12 protein-coding genes and 2 pseudogenes are annotated in these 18,485 nt (G+C 60.0%); all 14 read left to right on the top strand.

Annotation, left to right across the window (positions count from 1 at the left end):
- The first annotated feature begins 4 nt into the window (after window positions 1–4).
- The 14 genes and pseudogenes from ACHMXK_RS19370 (at window position 5) to mlaE (ending at window position 18,401) form a co-directional block, all read left to right on the top strand.
- A complete protein-coding gene (locus tag ACHMXK_RS19370; RefSeq protein WP_397442150.1) occupies window positions 5–682 on the top strand; it encodes a type 4a pilus biogenesis protein PilO in 678 nt (225 codons plus the stop codon).
- The gene (locus ACHMXK_RS19365) at window positions 679–1,239 is read left to right on the top strand and encodes a pilus assembly protein PilP (RefSeq protein ID WP_397442149.1); all 561 of its coding nucleotides are present in this window, start codon (window positions 679–681) and stop codon (window positions 1,237–1,239) included. Before ACHMXK_RS19370 ends, ACHMXK_RS19365 begins: the two co-directional genes overlap by 4 nt.
- Window positions 1,236–3,380 carry a type IV pilus secretin PilQ gene (pilQ, locus tag ACHMXK_RS19360; protein WP_397442148.1) on the top strand — a complete coding sequence of 715 codons (2,145 nt, stop codon included), beginning with the start codon at window positions 1,236–1,238 and terminating at the stop codon, window positions 3,378–3,380. Before ACHMXK_RS19365 ends, pilQ begins: the two co-directional genes overlap by 4 nt.
- Before the next feature lie 153 nt (window positions 3,381–3,533).
- A complete protein-coding gene (locus ACHMXK_RS19355) occupies window positions 3,534–4,079 on the top strand; it encodes a shikimate kinase (protein ID WP_397442147.1) in 546 nt (181 codons plus the stop codon).
- 67 nt (window positions 4,080–4,146) lie between these two features.
- On the top strand, window positions 4,147–5,262 hold the full coding sequence (gene aroB / locus ACHMXK_RS19350; RefSeq protein ID WP_397442146.1) for a 3-dehydroquinate synthase: 1,116 nt from the start codon (window positions 4,147–4,149) through the stop codon (window positions 5,260–5,262).
- A gap of 77 nt (window positions 5,263–5,339) precedes the next feature.
- Window positions 5,340–6,555: pseudogene (locus ACHMXK_RS19345) on the top strand (deoxyguanosinetriphosphate triphosphohydrolase).
- A complete protein-coding gene (locus ACHMXK_RS19340) occupies window positions 6,552–7,754 on the top strand; it encodes a CynX/NimT family MFS transporter (RefSeq protein WP_397442144.1) in 1,203 nt (400 codons plus the stop codon). The pseudogene ACHMXK_RS19345 and the gene ACHMXK_RS19340 overlap by 4 nt, the downstream one beginning before the upstream one ends.
- Window positions 7,755–7,945: 191 nt before the next feature.
- Window positions 7,946–9,097 carry an ABC transporter substrate-binding protein gene (locus ACHMXK_RS19335; RefSeq protein WP_397442143.1) on the top strand — a complete coding sequence of 384 codons (1,152 nt, stop codon included), beginning with the start codon at window positions 7,946–7,948 and terminating at the stop codon, window positions 9,095–9,097.
- Between the two features lie 61 nt (window positions 9,098–9,158).
- Window positions 9,159–9,861 (top strand): annotated as a pseudogene (locus tag ACHMXK_RS19330) (transposase).
- Between the two features lie 236 nt (window positions 9,862–10,097).
- Entirely contained in the window at window positions 10,098–12,938 is a 2,841-nt protein-coding gene (locus ACHMXK_RS19325; protein ID WP_397442141.1) for a glutamate synthase central domain-containing protein, read from the top strand.
- A complete protein-coding gene (locus tag ACHMXK_RS19320) occupies window positions 12,874–14,898 on the top strand; it encodes a glutamate synthase-related protein (protein ID WP_397442140.1) in 2,025 nt (674 codons plus the stop codon). Before ACHMXK_RS19325 ends, ACHMXK_RS19320 begins: the two co-directional genes overlap by 65 nt.
- 24 nt (window positions 14,899–14,922) lie before the next feature.
- Window positions 14,923–16,401: a glutamate synthase subunit beta gene (locus ACHMXK_RS19315; RefSeq protein WP_397442139.1), complete on the top strand. Its 1,479-nt coding sequence runs from the start codon at window positions 14,923–14,925 to the stop codon at window positions 16,399–16,401.
- Window positions 16,402–16,761: 360 nt separating this feature from the next.
- Complete coding sequence (locus ACHMXK_RS19310) at window positions 16,762–17,610, top strand: ABC transporter ATP-binding protein (protein ID WP_397442138.1); 849 nt, start codon at window positions 16,762–16,764, stop codon at window positions 17,608–17,610.
- On the top strand, window positions 17,607–18,401 hold the full coding sequence (mlaE, locus tag ACHMXK_RS19305; protein ID WP_397442136.1) for a lipid asymmetry maintenance ABC transporter permease subunit MlaE: 795 nt from the start codon (window positions 17,607–17,609) through the stop codon (window positions 18,399–18,401). The genes ACHMXK_RS19310 and mlaE overlap by 4 nt, the downstream gene beginning before the upstream one ends.
- Window positions 18,402–18,485 lie beyond the last annotated feature (84 nt).

Genomic DNA, 18,485 nt, shown 5'->3' with positions numbered 1-18,485 from the left:
GAATATGGCAAGTATTCCTAAAGTCAACATAGATTTTGCGGCACTCCAGGACGGCCTGAAGGCGCAATTTGCAGGCCTTAATCCTAACGACCCGTCCTCCTGGCCCGCCTTCCCCCGCTACCTTTTGTGCGTGTTTGTCACCGTGGTGGTGATGGTCGCCTTGTGGTTTGTGTGGCTCAGCGCCTCCGACGAGGAACTCCAGGCCGAACAGGCCAAAGAAGTCCAATTGCGGGAAGATTTCAAGAAGAAGCTGACACAAGCCGTGAATCTGGACGCCCTGAAAAAGCAGCGAGAGCAGGTCCAGCAGTATGTGACCCAACTTGAAAAGCAGTTGCCAAGCAAAGCGGAAATGGACGCGCTCTTGTCGGACATCAATCAAGCCGGGTTGGGCCGCAGTTTGCAGTTCGAGCTGTTCAGGCCGGGACAGGTCAGTGTCAAGGACTATTACGCAGAACTGCCGATCGCGATCAAGGTGACGGGGCGGTATCACGATGTTGGTGCTTTTGCGGCGGACATTGCCAACCTGTCGCGCATCGTGACACTGAACAACATCACGATTGCTCCGGTCAAGGACGGCCTGATGAGCATGGACAGCACGGCCAAGACCTTCCGTTACCTGGATCCCGATGAGGTCGCTTTGCAGCGTAAAACGGCGGCGGCCGCGAAAGGCCCGAAAAAATGAAAACAACGCGCATTAAAAAAGCGGTGTTGCTGGCATTCGCGTTGGGCTCAGGTGTGGGCCTGACGGCTTGCAGTTCGTCAGAGCAGGAAGAGTTGCAGCAATGGATGGCCGAACAGCGCAGCCAGACCCGGCCGAAAATCGAGCCCTTGCCGGAGCCGACAAAATTCTCGCCGCAGGCGTATACCCAGGAGGCGGCGATTGAGCCTTTCAGCAATCAGAAACTGATGCAAGCGCTCAAGCGCGACTCCAATCAGGCGACCGCCAACGCCGCGCTCATCGCGCCCGAGCTGAACCGGCGCAAGGAGCCGCTGGAAGCCATGCCCCTGGACAGCGTGGCGATGGTGGGCAGTCTCGTCAAGCTGGGGCAGCCTGTGGCCTTGGTGCGGGTGGACAACTTGCTGTATCAGGTTCGGATTGGCAACTATTTAGGTCAGAACTATGGCCGTATCACGAAAATTTCTGAAACCGAGCTGGCCCTGCGTGAAATTGTGCAGGACGCCGCAGGGGAGTGGATGGAGCGGATGGCCAATTTACAGCTTCAAGAGGGATCAAAATGAATAAGAAGGCGTGGACGATGCAGGCGAGTATTTTGCAGGGCACATGGTCACGGATCTCCGCTCGCTTTGTCATCGGTACAGCATTGTTGGCGGCTTCGTTGTCGACATCGCTTTGGGCGCAAGCCCAGAATGCCATTCAATCTGTGTCGGGTTCTGTCCAGGGCGGTTCTGAGGTGATTCGTATCGACCTTGCGGAAGCCTTGACGGCGGTGCCCACGGGTTTCACGATTCAAACACCGGCCCGGATTGCGCTGGATTTCCCCGGGGTCAGCAACTCGATGGGGCGTTCGGCGGTTGATTTGAATCTGGGGAATTTGCGTTCGGCCAATGTGGTGCAAGCAGGCGAGCGGACCCGTGTTGTTTTGAATCTGAAGGCGTCCACGGCCTATACCGCGCAAATTCAAGGCAAGTCACTGCTGATCACGCTCAAGCCAGTGACTGTCGCCGAGCCATCAGCGCTTGCGGCTCCCATTTTTGCGGAAAACCGCAATCGCGATACCTTGCCTTTGAAGGACATTGATTTCCGACGCGGTGCTGACGCTTCAGGGCGGATTGTGGTGGATCTGGCCAACAACCAGGTGGGTGTGGACATCCGCCAGCAGGGCCAAACCCTGGTTGTGGAATTCCTGAAAACCGCCTTGCCCGAGGGGCTGCGCCGTCGCCTGGATGTGTCGGACTTTGGCACACCGGTTCAGAGTGTGACGACTTCCCAGGTGGGGGACAAGGTGCGCATGGTGGTGGAGCCCAAAGGCTTGTGGGAGCACAGTGCTTACCAAAGCGACAACCAGTTTGTGGTGGAAGTGCATCCGCAGAAAGTGGATGCCTCCAAGCTCTCCCAAGGACCCGGTTACACCGGCGAAAAACTGTCGCTGAATTTTCAGAACATTGAAACCCGCTCCTTGCTGCAAGTCATTGCCGATTTCACCAACTTCAACATCGTGACCTCCGACAGTGTCACGGGCGCTGTGACCTTGCGCCTGAAAGATGTGCCCTGGGATCAGGCGCTGGACATCATTTTGCAGGCCAAAGGTCTGGGCATGCGAAAAACCGGCAATGTATTGCTGATTGCGCCCAAGGATGAGCTGGCGGCGAAAGACAAGCTCGATCTGGAGTCGCGCAACGCCATTCAAAACCTGGAGCAGGTGCGTACCCAGGACTTCAGGCTGAACTATGCCAAGGCGGCGGACATTGCCAGGGGACTGATAGGAACCGGGGTGGTGGGGGCCACCAGGATATTGTCCCCTCGAGGCAGTGTGATTTCAGAGGTGCGGACCAATCAGCTGTTTGTGACCGATATTCCTTCCAAGCTGGATCAGGTGCAAAGCCTGATTGCCAAGCTGGACATTCCTGTGCGCCAAGTCTTGATTGAGGCGCGTATTGTGGAAGCCTCAGATACCTTTGGTAAATCCATCGGTGTCCGGCTTGGCGGCCGGCCATTCACCCTGAATGGAAGCCAGAACACACAATTCGGTGCAACCTACATCACGCCAAATATTCCGCCTGGTACCGCCCCGGCGTTGGGAAGTAACTTCGGAACCACCGCCGGAGACTTTGTCAATTTGCCAGGCGTCGGTCAAAACGGGTTCCCTGCGGCAACCTTTGCGGTCTCCCTGTTTAATTCCTCACTGACAAGGCTTTTGAATCTAGAAATCTCGGCGATGGAAGCCGACGGCAAAGGCAAAATTGTGTCCAGCCCCAGGATTGTGACCGCCGACCAGGTCAAAGCCTTGATTGAGCAGGGAACCGAGTTGCCTTATCAGCAGGCGACCTCCAGCGGGGCCACCTCCATTGCCTTCCGCAAAGCCAACCTGAAGCTGGAAGTGACACCGCAAATCACCCCTGAAGGCAACATCATTCTGCAGGTGGATGTGAACAAGGACAGCGTGGGCCGCTCAACGACCAATGGTTTTGCGATTGACACCAAACATATCCAGACCCAGGTCTTGGTGGAAAACGGCGGCACCGTGGTGATTGGCGGCATTTTTGAACAGAACGAGCGTGAGGATGAAACCAAGGTTCCCTTGCTGGGCGATCTGCCAGGGGTGGGCAATTTGTTCAAAACGAGAACACGTACCGCCAACAAGTCCGAGTTGCTGGTCTTTATTTCGCCCAAAATGATATCTGGCGCTGCCTTGCGCTGAGACCGGGCTGTGTCTTGACGTCGGGCCTGAGCCCGGCGTGTGATTTATAGGCCTGCTGGACAGCAGGCCTTTCATTTTTCCGTATCGGTATGTGCTCAGCGTGTTTTACTCAATCCTTTGCCTTTTGACGATGACTTTTGAGAGGAGTGTCCGGTGACCTCTCTTTCCCATATCGCCCTTGTCGGCCTGCCGGGTTCCGGCAAATCCACGGTGGGTCGCCAACTGGCCAAACGTCTGGGCCTGCCGTTCCTGGACAGTGACCACGTCATTGAGGCGCGCCTCGGCTTGACGATCCGCGAGTTTTTCGAGCGCGATGGCGAAGCGCCATTTCGCGACCTGGAACAGACGGTCATTGATGAGTTGACGCTGGCTGGCGAAGCCTGCGTGCTGGCCACTGGTGGTGGCGCGGTCTTGCGGTCGGCCAATCGTGGCCATTTGATGCAGCGTACCCAGGTTGTGTATTTGCACTCGTCCCCGGAAGAAATTTTTCGCCGCCTGCGCCATGACCAGAATCGGCCGCTGCTGCAGGTGCCGGACCCGTTGGGGCGCTTGCGCGAGTTGTATACGCTGCGCGACCCCCTGTACCGTGAAAGCGCCCGTTTTGTGGTGGAGACCGGGCGGCCTTCGGTGGCGGCGCTGGTCAACACCATCGTGGCGCAGCTGGAGGCAGCGGGGTTTCTGCCGCCCCCGCCTGCCTGAGCGTGATTTTTCTGGGGCGCGTCCGCGGCTGAAACAAGGCTCTCCACAGAGCCTCTACACTTGAGTCATGCAAGCAAATTTCCCTCCGGCGACGCAGCAGGTACACATCGACTTGGGCGAGCGCAGTTACCCCATCCTCATTGGCGCCGGCCTGTTGGGCGAGCCCGCCACCTACCAGAACCTGCCAGCCGCCAGCACGGCCCTGATCGTGTCGAATAACACCGTCGCGCCGCTGTACGCCCCAGCCCTGCAGAAGGCGCTGCAGGCGCACTACAAAAGAGTGTTGTTGGTGACTCTGCCGGATGGCGAGGCGCACAAGGACTGGGCGACCTTGCAACTGATTTTTGATGCCTTGCTGGGCAATGGGTGTGATCGCAAAACCGTGTTGTTTGCGTTGGGCGGCGGTGTGGTTGGCGACATGACGGGTTTTGCCGCGGCCTGCTACATGCGCGGCGTGCCTTTTGTGCAGGTGCCCACCACCTTGCTGGCGCAGGTGGATTCCTCGGTCGGTGGCAAAACGGCCATCAACCACCCCTTGGGTAAAAACATGGTGGGTGCGTTTTACCAGCCCGAGCGCGTGATTTGTGACCTGGATGTGTTGCAGACCCTGCCGCCGCGCGAGTTGAGCGCCGGCCTGGCCGAGATCATCAAATACGGGCCGATTGCCGACATGGCATTTCTGGACTGGATCGAGACCAACATCGACGCGCTGCTGGCGCGCGAGCCGGCAGCGCTGGCTTATGCGATCCAGCGCAGCTGCGAGATCAAGGCCGCTGTGGTGGGCCAGGACGAACGCGAAGCCGGCCTGCGCGCCATTCTGAACTTTGGCCACACCTTTGGCCATGCGATCGAGTCGGGTCTGGGTTACGGCCAGTGGTTACATGGTGAAGGTGTGGGCTGCGGCATGGTGATGGCGGCCCGTTTGTCGCAGCGCCTGGGCCTGGTCGATGCCGCTTTTGTGGATCGCTTGCGCACCTTGATTCAGCGGGCTGGGCTACCGGTTGTGGGTCCCAGCCTGTCGCCTGACGACAGCGCTGGGCGCTACCTGGAACTCATGCGTGTCGACAAAAAAGCCGAAGCCGGCGAAATCCGCTTTGTGGTGATTGATGCGCCCGGCAGCGCCGCAGTACGCAGTGCGCCGGATGCGCTGGTGCGCGAAGTGATTGACGTCAGTTGCGTTTGATTTATTCAATCGCTACAAAAACAGTAGCTGCTTGCGTCCGTCTACAAAGGGCTGGAGCCCGATTTAATGCATAAAAAATGACAAGCTTGGCCTCTTACGCCTGCGACCCGGCGCATTCGCTGGGCCGCCGCCACCCCGAACCCGCTGCTCCTACACGTTCGGCCTTTCAGCGTGACCGTGACCGGATTGTGCATTCCACGGCGTTTCGCCGGCTGGTGTACAAGACCCAGGTGTTTTTGAACCACGAGGGTGACTTGTTTCGCACCCGCCTGACCCATTCGCTGGAAGTGGCGCAGCTTGGCCGCTCGATCGCCCGCACCTTGCGCCTGAACGAAGACCTGGTCGAAGCCATCGCCCTGGCCCACGACTTGGGCCACAGCACCGTTTGGCCACGCCGGGCAGGACGCGCTGAATGCCTGCCTGAAAAGCCACAACCCGGACAGCGCCGGCTTTGAGCACAACCTGCAAAGCCTGCGTGTGGTGGACACGCTGGAAGAGCGTTACCCCGACTATGACGGCTTGAACCTGTCGTTTGAAACCCGCGAAGGCATTCTCAAACATTGCTCGCGCCGCAACGCCAGACGTATCGAAGCGCGCGAACCTGGGGGCGTGGCGCAACGTTTTCTCGCATCAACGGATGCGCATGCGCAAGTCATGCAGCCCAGCCTGGAAGCCCAGCTCGCCAACCTGGCCGATGAAATCGCCTACAACGCCCATGACATTGACGACGGTGTGCGTTCCGGCCTGCTCAGCCTGGAGCAGCTCGGGGAAGTGGCGCTGTTCGATCAATACAGCCGCGAAACGCTGGTGCAACATCCCGGTTTGCAGGGGCGGCGTCTGCTGTTCGAAACCATACGCCGCATGCTCAGCGCGCAGGTTTACGACGTGATGGACGCCACCCGCGCGGCCCTGCGTGCCGCTGCAGTGGGCAACGTGCAGGCCGTGCGCCAAAACCCGCCACTGGTTTGTTTTAGCGAAGAAATGGCCTTGAAGTCCGCGTCCCTCAAGCGTTTTTTGCTACAAAATTTATATCGCCATCCGCAGGTGGTGGACACCACGCAAACCGCGCAGCAGGTGGTGCGTGAGTTGTTTGCCGCCTACATGGCCGATCCGGCACAAATGCCGCAAGCCCACACCGACCGTTTTGACCAGCTGGACAACAGCCTGCCGGTCAGTGCCAAATACCCCGCCAAGCCCGAACGGGTGGTGGCCGACTACATTGCCGGCATGACCGATCGTTTTGCCGCCAAGGAACACGAACGCCTGCACGGTCGCGTGGCGTTCTCGGTTTGAAAGCCCTGCACCCTGCCAGTTGCGTGATTGCCGCCGGGGTAGTGGCTGCGCTGCATGTGGCCAAGCTGCCGCCGGCGCTGCCGGTGTTGCAGCAAACCATAGGTGTGTCGCTGCTGCAGGCCGGTTTTTTGTTGTCGCTGGTTCAACTGGCCGGCATGACCTTGGGCTTGCCGGCGGGCCTGCTGATTCAGCGCTGGGGTCCGCGGCGCAGTCTGCTGGTCGGCTTGTTGCTTCTGAGTCTGGCGAGTGTGTGGGGTGGAGCTGCGCAGACGGCGACCGTGTTGCTGCTGACCCGCGCGCTCGAAGGTCTGGGTTTTTTGTGTGTGGTGCTGCCCGCGCCCGGCTTGCTGCGCGCGCTGGTGCCGCCTGAGCGCCTGAGCCGCATGTTGGGCACCTGGGGCGCTTACATGCCGCTGGGCGCCGCGCTGGCCTTGCTGCTGGGCCCATCGGTGATGGCGCTGGCCGATGCCGCCTGGGGCTGGCGGCTCTGGTGGTGGGGCTTGTCGGCCTTGTCCGTTTTGCTGGCGGGACTGGTGTTTTGGCGCGTGCCGGTTGATGCGGCGCCCTTGTCGCCACCAAAGTCGGTGGCGGCCCCGGATTGGCGCGCCTTGCTGCGGCTCACCTTGCGCTCGCGCGGCGCCTGGCTGGTGGCCTTGAGTTTTGCGATGTATTCGGGCCAATGGCTGGCCGTGGTGGGTTTTTTGCCCTCGATTTACGCGCAGGCCGGCCTGGCGCCTGGCACCACGGCTTGGCTCACTGCCTTGGCGGCGGGCGTCAACATCATTGGCAACCTGGCGGCCGGCCGGCTGCTGCACCGGGGTGTTGCCCCGGTTACCTTGCTGGCGGTGGGTTTTGTCGCCATGGGACTGGGCGCTGTGTTGGCTTTTGGCGTCACGGGCATGCCCTGGCTGCAATACATCGCCGTGCTGGTTTTTTCCATGTTGGGCGGGTTGATTCCCGGCACCTTGTTCAGCCTGGCCGTCCAGTTGGCGCCGGGCGCGCCGGCCGTGCCCACCACGGTGGGCTGGATGCAGCAGTGGTCGGCGCTGGGCCAGTTCTGCGGACCACCGCTGGTGGCCTGGGTTGCCGGTCAAGCCGGCCACTGGCAATTGACCTGGACCGTCACCGGTACCTGTTCGCTGGTGGGGCTCTTTCTGGCCTGGCAAATTCAGGCTTTGTTGAAGCCGGCACATCCCTGACAGCTTGGGGCGGGCGGGTGGCCCACGCATAGCCTTATGACGTGTTGGCATTCACCCGCTTGCCTTCTGGGGCCTGAAAGGGCTAACCTGCGGGGTGCTTGTTCAATTTGTTACGAATTGACGATGTGTGTCGGTCAGCCGCCCGGGCATCCATCTTTCGTGACCCTCCGGCATTTCAACAAAGGTGTGGCATGAGACTTAATCGACGTGTACTCATTGTGGGCGGGATGTCAGCGGGTGCCGCTGTCCTCAGCCCGGCGGTCTGGTCGCAGGCCGGCAAGGGTGGTCGTAAGCTGCTGGTGGGGCAATCGGTGCCTCTGACCGGCGCGGCAGACCAGATCGGCCTGGCCTATCTCAACGGGGCCAAGCTTTATTTCGATGCCATCAACGCCAAAAACGGGGCGGCCGGTTACAGGATCGAGGTCAAGGCGCTCGATGACGGCTACAACCCGCAAAAAGCCGCGGCCAACGCCAGGCAGTTGATGGACGAAGGCGTGGATGCCTTGTTTGGTTTTGTCGGCACGGCCAGCTGCGATGCGGCTTTTGCCGTCGCCCAGCCCGCCAACACCTTGTTTTTTGCGCCTTTTGCAGCATCGGATGCGCTGCGCGATGCTTCTCTGGCCAATGCCTTTCACATACGTCCGGCCTTGGCCGACGAGGCCTACAAAATGGTGCGCCATTGCGCCACGCTGAACCAGGACCGTATCGCCGTGTTTGGCGAAGACGACGCCATGGGCCGCGCCGGCCTGGCCGCGGTCAACCAGGCCCTCATCGACCTGAAACGCCCGGCGCTGGTCGCCAGCGCCTTTGCCCCCGTCAACAGCAACAAAGTAGAGGCGGCGGTGGCGCAGCTGGCCAAGGCGCAACCCCAGGCCATCATCCAGGTCAGTCTGTTCAACACCTCGGCCGCGTTTATCCGCGCCATGCGCAAGACCGGGTTCGCCGGCCAGTTTCTGAATTTTTCGGTGGTTGGGATAGATCCTTTGTTCACGGCCCTCGGCAAAGAGATAGGCGGCGTGGTGATTTCGCAGGTGGTGCCTTCACCGCGCAGTGCCGGGACACCCATCATCAAGGAGTACCTGGATGCGGTGAACCAGACCGACCAGAACCCCAGTTACGAAAGCGTGGAGGGTTACATCGCGGCACGGGCCTTTGCCGAAGGTGTGCGGCGCAGTGCCGCAGGCGCTGGCAAGGCCGACCGGGCCGGCCTGCAAAAAGCCTTTGAGGCCATGACCGACTACGACGTGGGCGGTTTTCGCATCAACCTGCGCGCCAAAAAATACGAATCGGTGCGCCTGGTGGATTTGGTGACCATCACGCCGGATGGCAAAGTGGTTCGTTAGCTGCCCAGTAATTGGGGTCAGGTTGGATTTATGATGGGGCAGAACCACCACGCAGTTTGTCATGGCCCGTCTTTCCCGTCTCAGTCTTCCCGGCTACCCGCACCACGTCATCCAGCGTGGCAACAACCGGCAAGCCATTTTTTCGTCGGCAGTCGACTACCAGACCTTGCTGGGCCTGATCGACGAAAACGCCAAAAAGTTTGGTGTAGCGGTTCATGCCTATGTGTTGATGGGCAACCACTTTCATCTCCTGGCCACCCCGGAGTCAAGCGATGCCCTGCCCAAAATGATGCAAGCCGTGGGCCGGCGTTACGTACGGTATTTCAATGACAGCCAGGGCCGCTCCGGAACTTTGTGGGAAGGCCGTTACCGTTCCACCGTGATCCAGACCGAGTCGTATTTGTTGGCCTGTATGGCCTACATGGACCTCAACCCGGTGCGCGCCGGTCTGGTGGCTGAGGCGCGCGACTACCCCTGGTCCAGCCATGCTCACTATATTGGCTTGCGCAGCGACAAGCTGGTGACACCTCCGCCCTTGTTCTGGACGCTGGGCAACACCCCTTTTGCCCGGGAGGCGGCTTACGCCGATTTGGTGCATGCGGGGGGTGTCGGACCAGCAGCAACTCGCGCTGACGCAGTCCGTGCTCAGCGGCTGGGCCTTGGGTGATGCCGACTTCGTCGCGGACTTACAAAAAAAAACGCCACGTCGAGTCAGTAAAACGCAGGCAGGTCGCCCCATCCGTAAATCGGTTGTCGCGCCGTAGACGCTTCTAGTTCTTTGATTTGCATGGGATTTTTAAATCAACTTTAATATGTCCCTAATTAAAAGTTGATGAAATTTATGGGTAATTAATTAGATTCTGACCCTAATTATTCTGCTTGGCATTGTTGTTGCACTGCACTATGCTCCTTATCCCTGCGACATATTACGAAACCTGGCTGGACAGCTCCGCGCGTACCTCACGCGCCGGCATGTCCCCCAACCGACTAGGAGTGCGCCATGACAACGGCTGCTGAAATCAAACATTTTGAACAAAACGGTCTTTACAGCCCGGCCAACGAACATGACGCCTGCGGTGTCGGTTTTGTGGCGCATATCAAGGGTCACAAAAGCCACGCCATCGTGCAGCAGGGCCTGAAGATTCTGGAAAACCTGGACCATCGGGGTGCGGTGGGTGCCGATAAATTGATGGGTGATGGTGCAGGTATCCTGATCCAGCTGCCTGACGCGCTTTACCGCGAAGAAATGGCCAAGCAGGGCGTGACTCTGCCGCCGCCTGGCGAATACGGTGTGGGCATGGTGTTTTTGCCCAAAGAACATGCTTCCCGTCTGGCCTGCGAGCAGGCGCTTGAACGCGCCGTGCGTCTGGAAGGCCAGGTTTTGCTGGGCTGGCGTGATGTGCCGGTGAACCGCGACATGCCGATGTCGCCGACGGTACGCAAAAAAGAACCCATCCTGCGCCAGATTTTTATTGGCCGTGGCAATGATGTGATCGTGCAGGACGCGCTGGAGCGCAAGCTGTATGTGATCCGTAAAACCGCCAGCGCCGCGATTCAGGACCTGCGCCTGACGCACAGCAAGGAATATTACGTGCCCAGCATGTCCAGCCGCACCGTGGTCTACAAAGGCCTGTTGCTGGCGGATCAGGTCGGCACCTATTTCATGGACCTGACCGACCCGCGCTGTGTGTCGGCCCTGGGGCTGGTGCACCAGCGTTTCTCCACCAACACTTTCCCCGAATGGCCGTTGGCCCACCCTTATCGCTACGTCGCCCACAACGGCGAGATCAACACGGTCAAGGGCAATTACAACTGGATGAAGGCGCGCGAAGGCGTGATGTCTTCGCCGGTGCTGGGCACCGACCTGCAAAAGCTGTATCCGATCAGCTTTGCCGACCAGTCTGATACCGCAACCTTTGACAACTGCCTGGAACTGCTGACCATGGCGGGCTACCCGATCAGCCAGGCCGTGATGATGATGATTCCCGAGCCCTGGGAACAGCACACCACCATGGACGAACGCCGCAAGGCTTTTTACGAATACCACGCCGCCATGCTGGAGCCGTGGGACGGCCCGGCTTCCATCGTGTTCACCGACGGCCGCCAGATCGGCGCCACGCTGGACCGCAACGGCTTGCGCCCCTCGCGTTACTGCGTGACCGATGACGACCTGGTCATCATGGCGTCCGAATCCGGCGTGTTGCCGATTCCCGAAAACAAGATCGTGCGCAAATGGCGTTTGCAGCCCGGCAAGATGTTCCTGATCGATCTGGAACAGGGCCGCATGGTCGACGACGAAGAGATCAAGGCCACGCTGGCCCACAGCAAACCTTACAAGCAGTGGATTGAGAACCTGCGTATCCGCCTCGACGACGTGCAGGCCACCAATGTGCCGGCACCAACCGATGGCACAAAGATGGGCTCCGACGAAGCCAGCGCGACGTCTTCTTCCAGCTCCGGCCTCAACGAATCCCCGTCGCTGCTGGACCGCCAGCAGGCCTTTGGTTACACCCAGGAAGACATCAAGTTCCTGATGTCGCCTATGGCCGTCAATGGCGAAGAGGGCACGGGCTCCATGGGTAACGACAGCCCCCTGGCCGTGTTGTCGAACAAGAACAAGCCGCTGTACAACTACTTCAAGCAGCTGTTTGCGCAGGTGACGAATCCGCCGATTGACCCGATTCGTGAAGCGATTGTGATGTCGCTGGTGTCCTTTGTCGGTCCCAAGCCTAACCTGCTGGACATCAACCAGGTGAACCCGCCCATGCGGCTGGAGGTCAGCCAGCCGGTGCTCAATGTCGCCGACATGAAAAAGCTGCGTGATATTGAAACGCATACCCAGGGCAAATTCAGAAGTTACACGCTGGACATCACCTACCCGCTGGTCTGGGGCCACGAAGGTGTGGAAGCCAAACTGGCGTCGCTGTGCGCGGAAGCGGTGGACGCGATCAAGAGTGGCAAGAACATCCTGATTGTCAGCGACCGGGCCATCAGCCCGACACAGGTCGCTATTCCGGCTGTGCTGGCGCTGTCGGCGATTCACCAGCACCTGGTCAAGGAAGGTTTGCGCACCACGGCCGGTCTGGTGGTGGAGACCGGCTCCGCCCGGGAGGTGCATCATTTTGCCGTGCTGGCGGGTTATGGCGCCGAAGCCGTGCACCCCTACCTGGCGATGGAAACACTCGCCGAACTGTCCAAAAACCTGCCGGGTGACCTGAGCACGGACAAAGCGGTTTACAACTACGTCAAGGCCATTGGCAAGGGTCTGTCCAAGATCATGTCCAAGATGGGTGTGTCGACTTACATGAGTTATTGCGGCGCGCAGTTGTTCGAGGCCATTGGCCTGAACCGCGCCACCATTGACAAGTTTTTCACCGGCACGGCCAGCCAGGTCGAAGGCATGGGTGTGTTCGAAATCGCCGAAGAAGCGCTGCGTATGCACAAGGCCGCGTTTGGCAACGACCCGGTGCTGGCCAACATGCTGGACGCCGGCGGTGAATACGCCTGGCGCGCGCGTGGCGAAGACCACATGTGGACGCCAGACGCGATTGCCAAGCTGCAGCATGCCTCGCGTGCGAACAACTGGAACACCTACAAGGAATACGCCCAGCTGATCAACGACCAGAACCGCCGTCACATGACCTTGCGCGGTCTGTTCGAGTTCCGGATCGATCCGTCCAAAGCCATTCCGATCGACGAGGTCGAGCCGGCCAAGGAAATTGTCAAACGTTTTGCCACCGGCGCGATGTCGCTGGGTTCCATTAGCACCGAAGCCCATGCCCACCTTGGCCGTGGCCATGAACCGCATTGGCGGCAAAAGCAACACGGGCGAGGGCGGTGAAGACCCGGCACGTTACCGCCAGGAACTCAAAGGCATCCCGATCAAGCAGGGTGAAACACTGAAAAGTGTGATTGGCGACAGCGTGGTCGAAGTCGACCTGCCGCTGCAGGACGGCGACTCGCTGCGTTCGAAAATCAAACAAGTGGCTTCCGGCCGTTTTGGCGTGACGGCCGAATACCTGGTGTCGGCCGACCAGATCCAGATCAAGATGGCCCAGGGCGCCAAGCCCGGCGAGGGCGGCCAGTTGCCGGGCGGCAAGGTCAGTGAATACATTGGCGCCTTGCGTTATTCGGTGCCTGGCGTCGGCCTGATTTCGCCACCACCGCACCACGACATTTATTCCATCGAAGATTTGGCGCAACTGATTCATGACCTGAAAAACGTGAATCCACGCGCCAGCATCAGCGTCAAGCTGGTCAGCGAAGTGGGTGTCGGCACAATTGCCGCCGGCGTGGCCAAGGCCAAGTCCGACCACGTGGTGATTGCCGGCCATGACGGCGGCACCGGTGCTTCGCCCTGGTCGTCGATCAAACATGCGGGCTCGCCCTGGGAAATCGGCCTGGCCGAAACCCAGCAGACGCTGGTGCTGAACCGCCTGCGCGGCCGCATCCGTGTGCAGGCCGACGGCCAGATGAAAACCGGCCGCGACGTGGTGATTGGTGCGTTGCTGGGCGCCGACGAGTTCGGTTTCGCCACCGCGCCGCTGGTGGTCGAAGGCTGCATCATGATGCGCAAATGCCACTTGAACACCTGCCCGGTCGGTGTCGCCACGCAAGACCCGGTGCTGCGCCAGAAATTCAGCGGCAAGCCCGAACATGTCGTTAACTATTTCTTCTTTGTCGCCGAGGAAGCGCGCCAGTTGATGGCGCAACTCGGTGTGCGCAAGTTTGACGAACTGATAGGCCGCGCCGACCTGCTCGACACCCAGAAGGGCATTGAACACTGGAAGGCCGATGGCCTCGATTTCTCGCGCCTGTTCTACCAGCCCAATGTGCCGGCCGATGTGCCGCGCCTGCATGTGATGGAACAAGACCATGCGCTGGAAAAAGCGCTGGATGTGCGCCTGATCGAAAAATCAAAAGCGGCGCTGGAAAAAGGCGAAAAAGTCCAGTTCATTGAAATTGCACGCAACGTCAATCGCACCGTGGGTGCGATGTTGTCGGGTGAATTGACGCGCCGTCATCCTGAAGGCTTGCCTGACGACACCCTGCGTATCCAGCTGGAAGGCACGGGCGGTCAGTCGTTTGGCGCCTTCCTGGCCAAAGGCATCACCATGTATTTGATTGGTGACGCCAACGACTACACCGGCAAGGGCCTTTCCGGCGGCCGCATTGTGGTGCGCCCCAGCATTGACTTCCGCGGTGAGTCGCATAAAAACACCATCGTTGGCAACACCGTGCTTTACGGTGCCACCACGGGCGAGGCTTTCTTCAGCGGCGTGGCCGGCGAACGTTTTGCCGTGCGCCTGTCGGGTGCCACGGCCGTCGTCGAAGGCACGGGCGACCATGGTTGCGAATACATGACGGGCGGCACCGTCGCGGTGCTGGGCAAGACCGGGCGCAACTTTGCGGCCGGCATGAGCGGCGGCGTGGCTTATGTCTACGACGAAGATGGCCAGTTTGCCAAACGTTGCAACACTGCTATGGTGTCGCTGGAAAAAGTCCAGCCGGCGGCCCAGCAGGAGGCCGGCAGCGAACATGGCCTCTGGCATGGCGGCCAGACCGATGAGGCCCAGTTGCGCAAATTGCTGGAAGACCACAACCGCTGGACCGGCAGCAAACGTGCCCGCGAGTTGCTGGACAACTGGGCGGAAGCGCGCGGCAAATTCGTCAAGGTGTTCCCGCTGGAATACAAACGTGCGTTGGGCGAAATGGCGGCCAAAAAATCAGCCGCTGTTGCAGTTCCCGCCAAAGCGGCAAGCAAGACGGTGGTTGCCAAAGCCACACAAGCCGCCGCCTAAACAAGAAGTATCTGGAGTAGCCACATGGGAAAAGTTACCGGTTTCATGGAATACGAGCGCATCGAGGAGGGCTACAAGCCCGTCCCCGAGCGTCTGAAAAACTACAAAGAGTTTGTGATCGGACTCGATGATGCGCAGGCCAACAAGCAGGCCGCACGTTGTATGGACTGCGGCACGCCGTTTTGCAACAGCGGCTGCCCGGTCAACAACATCATTCCTGATTTCAACGACATGGTGTTTCAGGCCGACTGGAAAAGTGCCATTGAAACACTGCACAGCACCAACAACTTCCCGGAATTCACCGGCCGCATCTGTCCCGCACCCTGCGAGGCTGCCTGCACGCTGAATGTGAATGACGATGCGGTGGGTATCAAGTCGATTGAACACGCCATCATCGATCGTGCCTGGGCCGAAGGCTGGGTCAAGCCGCAACTGCCCCAACACAAGACGGGCAAAAAAGTGGCGGTGGTGGGTTCGGGCCCGGCCGGCATGGCCGCGGCACAACAACTGGCGCGCGCCGGCCATGACGTGACCTTGTTCGAAAAGAACGACCGTATCGGCGGCCTGCTGCGTTACGGCATTCCCGACTTCAAGATGGAGAAAATCCATATCGATCGCCGCGTCGAACAAATGCAAGCCGAAGGGGTGACCTTCCGCACCGGTGTTTTGGTCGGCAAGGCCAAGGACCCACTGGGCAAGGACTCCAAGGTCACCAACTGGGCCAAGGAAACCATCACACCCGAACAACTGCAGAAAGACTTTGACGCAATCATTCTGACCGGCGGTGCCGAGCAGTCGCGCGATTTGCCGGTCCCCGGCCGTGATCTGGCCGGCGTGCATTTTGCGATGGAGTTTTTGCCGCAACAAAACAAGGTCAACGCCGGCGACAAGGTCAAAGACCAGTTACGTGCCGATGGCAAACACGTGATCGTGATCGGCGGCGGCGATACCGGCTCCGACTGCGTGGGCACCAGCAACCGCCATGGCGCGCTCAGCGTCACGCAGTTTGAACTGATGCCCCAGCCACCGGAAGAAGAAAACCGGCCCATGACCTGGCCTTACTGGCCGATCAAGCTGCGCACCTCTTCCTCCCATGAGGAAGGCTGCGAGCGCGAATTCGCCATTTCCACCAAGGAGCTTTTGGGTGAGAAGGGCAAAGTCACCGGCCTGAAAACCGTGCGTGTCGAATGGAAAAACGGCAAGATGGTGGAAGTGGCGGGCTCCGAGCAGCTGCTGAAGGCCGATCTGGTGTTGCTGGCCATGGGTTTTGTGGCCCCGGTCCCGGCGGTGCTGGAAGCCTTCGGCGTTGAAAAAGATGCACGCGGCAACGCGAAAGCGACGACAGACTTCACCGGCGGTTATGCGACCAATGTGCCCAAGGTGTTTGCGGCCGGCGACATACGTCGCGGGCAAAGCCTGGTGGTGTGGGCGATTCGCGAGGGCCGTCAGGCGGCGCGCTCCGTCGATGAATTCCTCATGGGTTACAGCGACCTGCCTCGCTGAAAGCGGCCGGCCCTCGCCAATCGCCGCTTGGAGTATTGACGAGGGGGTGGGCCGGCGCGTGGAGCGCCAGCCCACGAGAGTCTTGCTTTTGCGGCGAGTTGCCTGGATGCGATGCGCTATAAAAATGGTAGCTTCTCATGACCGTGTTTAAAGGGCTGGAGCCTGGTTTTTCATAAATTTCCGGCACTACAGGGCATTGCCCGGTTTTTTTGTGTTTCGTGGGCAACGGCCACCTTATGGGCCAGGTGTGGTTTTCTCGAGAACTGGCTTTTGTTCGCGCAACCGGATCAGGGCAAACCCTTTATCATTGGGGAATCGTAACCAAAGGTCGGCATGTCTGCCGGCTTTTCTTTTTGCTTCATGTCCGACAGCGCGCCGTCTTCTCTGGTTGAATTCAAACATGTGACCTTCGCCTACCCAGGCGCCAAAGGGGATCGCGTGATTTTGAACGACGTCACGCTGTCCGTGCCGCGCGGCAAGGTCACCGCCTTGATGGGCGCCTCCGGCGGCGGCAAAACCACGGTGCTGCGCCTGATAGGCGGGCAGCAAAAAGCCGGAAGCGGCGAGGTTTTGTTTGACGGTCGTCAAGTCGGCGGCCTGAGCCAGGCGGACTTGTACGCCGCGCGCCGCCGTATGGGTATGTTGTTCCAGTTTGGTGCCCTGTTCACCGACCTGAGCGTGTTTGACAACGTGGCGTTTCCTCTGCGCGAGCACACTTCCTTGAGCGAAGTGCTGATTCGCGACATTGTCTTGATGAAGCTCAACGCGGTCGGGCTGCGTGGGGCCCATGCGTTGATGCCCAGTGAAATTTCGGGCGGCATGGCCAGGCGGGTGGCGCTGGCCCGGGCCATCGTGCTGGACCCGGAACTCATCATGTACGACGAGCCCTTTGCCGGCCTGGACCCGATTTCGCTCGGCACCGCAGCGCAATTGATACGTCAGCTCAACGACACCTTGGGCATCACCAGCATTGTGGTGTCGCACGATCTGGAAGAAACCTTCCGGATTGCCGACAAGGTCATCATCCTGGCCAACGGCGGCATCGCCGCCCAGGGCACGCCTGATGAAGTGCGCCATTCCAGCGATCCGCTGGTTCATCAGTTTGTGAATGCTTTGGCCGAGGGGCCGGTGCAGTTTCATTACCCGGGCCCGAACGAGGCCGACGACTTTGGCCCGCAATCCGTGGCCGGCAAGGACAAGCGTCCATGAGCAAATCTGTGCTGGTCAATCTGGTGGCTGACCTGGGTTTTGCCACGCGTTGCAAACTCGCCGAAATGGGTTACGGCGCCCGCATGATGGCCAGGCTGCTGGCGTTGACGGGGCCGGTGTTTGCCCGTTTTGGCCTGATTCGAGACCAGATTTTCTTTCTGGGCAACTACTCGCTGGCCATCATCACGGTCTCGGGGCTGTTTGTGGGTTTTGTGCTGGGCTTGCAGAGTTATTACGCCTTGCAGCGTTACGGTTCGTCCGAGGCGCTGGGCCTGCTGGTGGCCCTGGCCCTGGTGCGCGAACTGGGGCCGGTGATCACGGCGCTGCTGTTCGCCGGCCGGGCCGGCACGGCGCTGACAGCGGAAATCGGCCTGATGAAAGCCGGCGAGCAGTTGTCGGCCATGGAAATGATGGCGGTGGACCCGGTGCGCCGCATTCTCGCCCCGCGTTTCTGGGGCGGCGTGATCGCCATGCCCCTGCTGGCGGCGGTTTTCAGCGCCGTCGGCATTGTGGGCGGCTGGGTGGTCGGTGTGCTCATGATTGGTGTCGATGCCGGCGCGTTCTGGAGCCAGATGCAGTCGGGCGTGGACGTCTGGCGCGACGTCGGCAACGGCATCGTCAAGAGTTTTGTGTTCGGTGTGACCGTGACGTTTATCGCGCTGTTCCAGGGTTTTGAGGCCCAACCGACCCCCGAAGGGGTGGCGCGGGCCACCACCCGTACCGTGGTGCTGGCCTCGCTGGCGGTGCTGGGGCTGGACTTTGTGTTGACGGCCCTGATGTTTAGCGTGTGATTTTTGTCACCTCAATAATTGCCCCGTCCAATGCGAAAATTCACCACTTATTTACCGGCCGGCACTTGCCGCGGCCCGTGCTTT

It is taken from the genome of Polaromonas sp. UC242_47 (assembly GCF_044452385.1).
Classification (GTDB): Bacteria; Pseudomonadota; Gammaproteobacteria; order Burkholderiales; family Burkholderiaceae_C; genus Polaromonas.
This window is presented reverse-complemented; position numbering and strand designations above follow the sequence as displayed.

Bases quoted from the DNA above. Each gene is read 5' to 3' on its own strand.
- ACHMXK_RS19370 (WP_397442150.1), top strand. From the start codon at position 5: ATGGCAAGTATTCCTAAAGTCAACATAGATTTTGCGGCACTCCAGGAC.
- ACHMXK_RS19365 (WP_397442149.1), top strand. From the start codon at position 679: ATGAAAACAACGCGCATTAAAAAAGCGGTGTTGCTGGCATTCGCGTTG.
- pilQ (WP_397442148.1), top strand. From the start codon at position 1,236: ATGAATAAGAAGGCGTGGACGATGCAGGCGAGTATTTTGCAGGGCACA.
- aroB (WP_397442146.1), top strand. From the start codon at position 4,147: ATGCAAGCAAATTTCCCTCCGGCGACGCAGCAGGTACACATCGACTTG.
- ACHMXK_RS19335 (WP_397442143.1), top strand. From the start codon at position 7,946: ATGAGACTTAATCGACGTGTACTCATTGTGGGCGGGATGTCAGCGGGT.
- ACHMXK_RS19325 (WP_397442141.1), top strand. From the start codon at position 10,098: ATGACAACGGCTGCTGAAATCAAACATTTTGAACAAAACGGTCTTTAC.
- ACHMXK_RS19320 (WP_397442140.1), top strand. From the start codon at position 12,874: ATGCCCACCTTGGCCGTGGCCATGAACCGCATTGGCGGCAAAAGCAAC.
- ACHMXK_RS19315 (WP_397442139.1), top strand. From the start codon at position 14,923: ATGGGAAAAGTTACCGGTTTCATGGAATACGAGCGCATCGAGGAGGGC.
- ACHMXK_RS19310 (WP_397442138.1), top strand. From the start codon at position 16,762: ATGTCCGACAGCGCGCCGTCTTCTCTGGTTGAATTCAAACATGTGACC.
- mlaE (WP_397442136.1), top strand. From the start codon at position 17,607: ATGAGCAAATCTGTGCTGGTCAATCTGGTGGCTGACCTGGGTTTTGCC.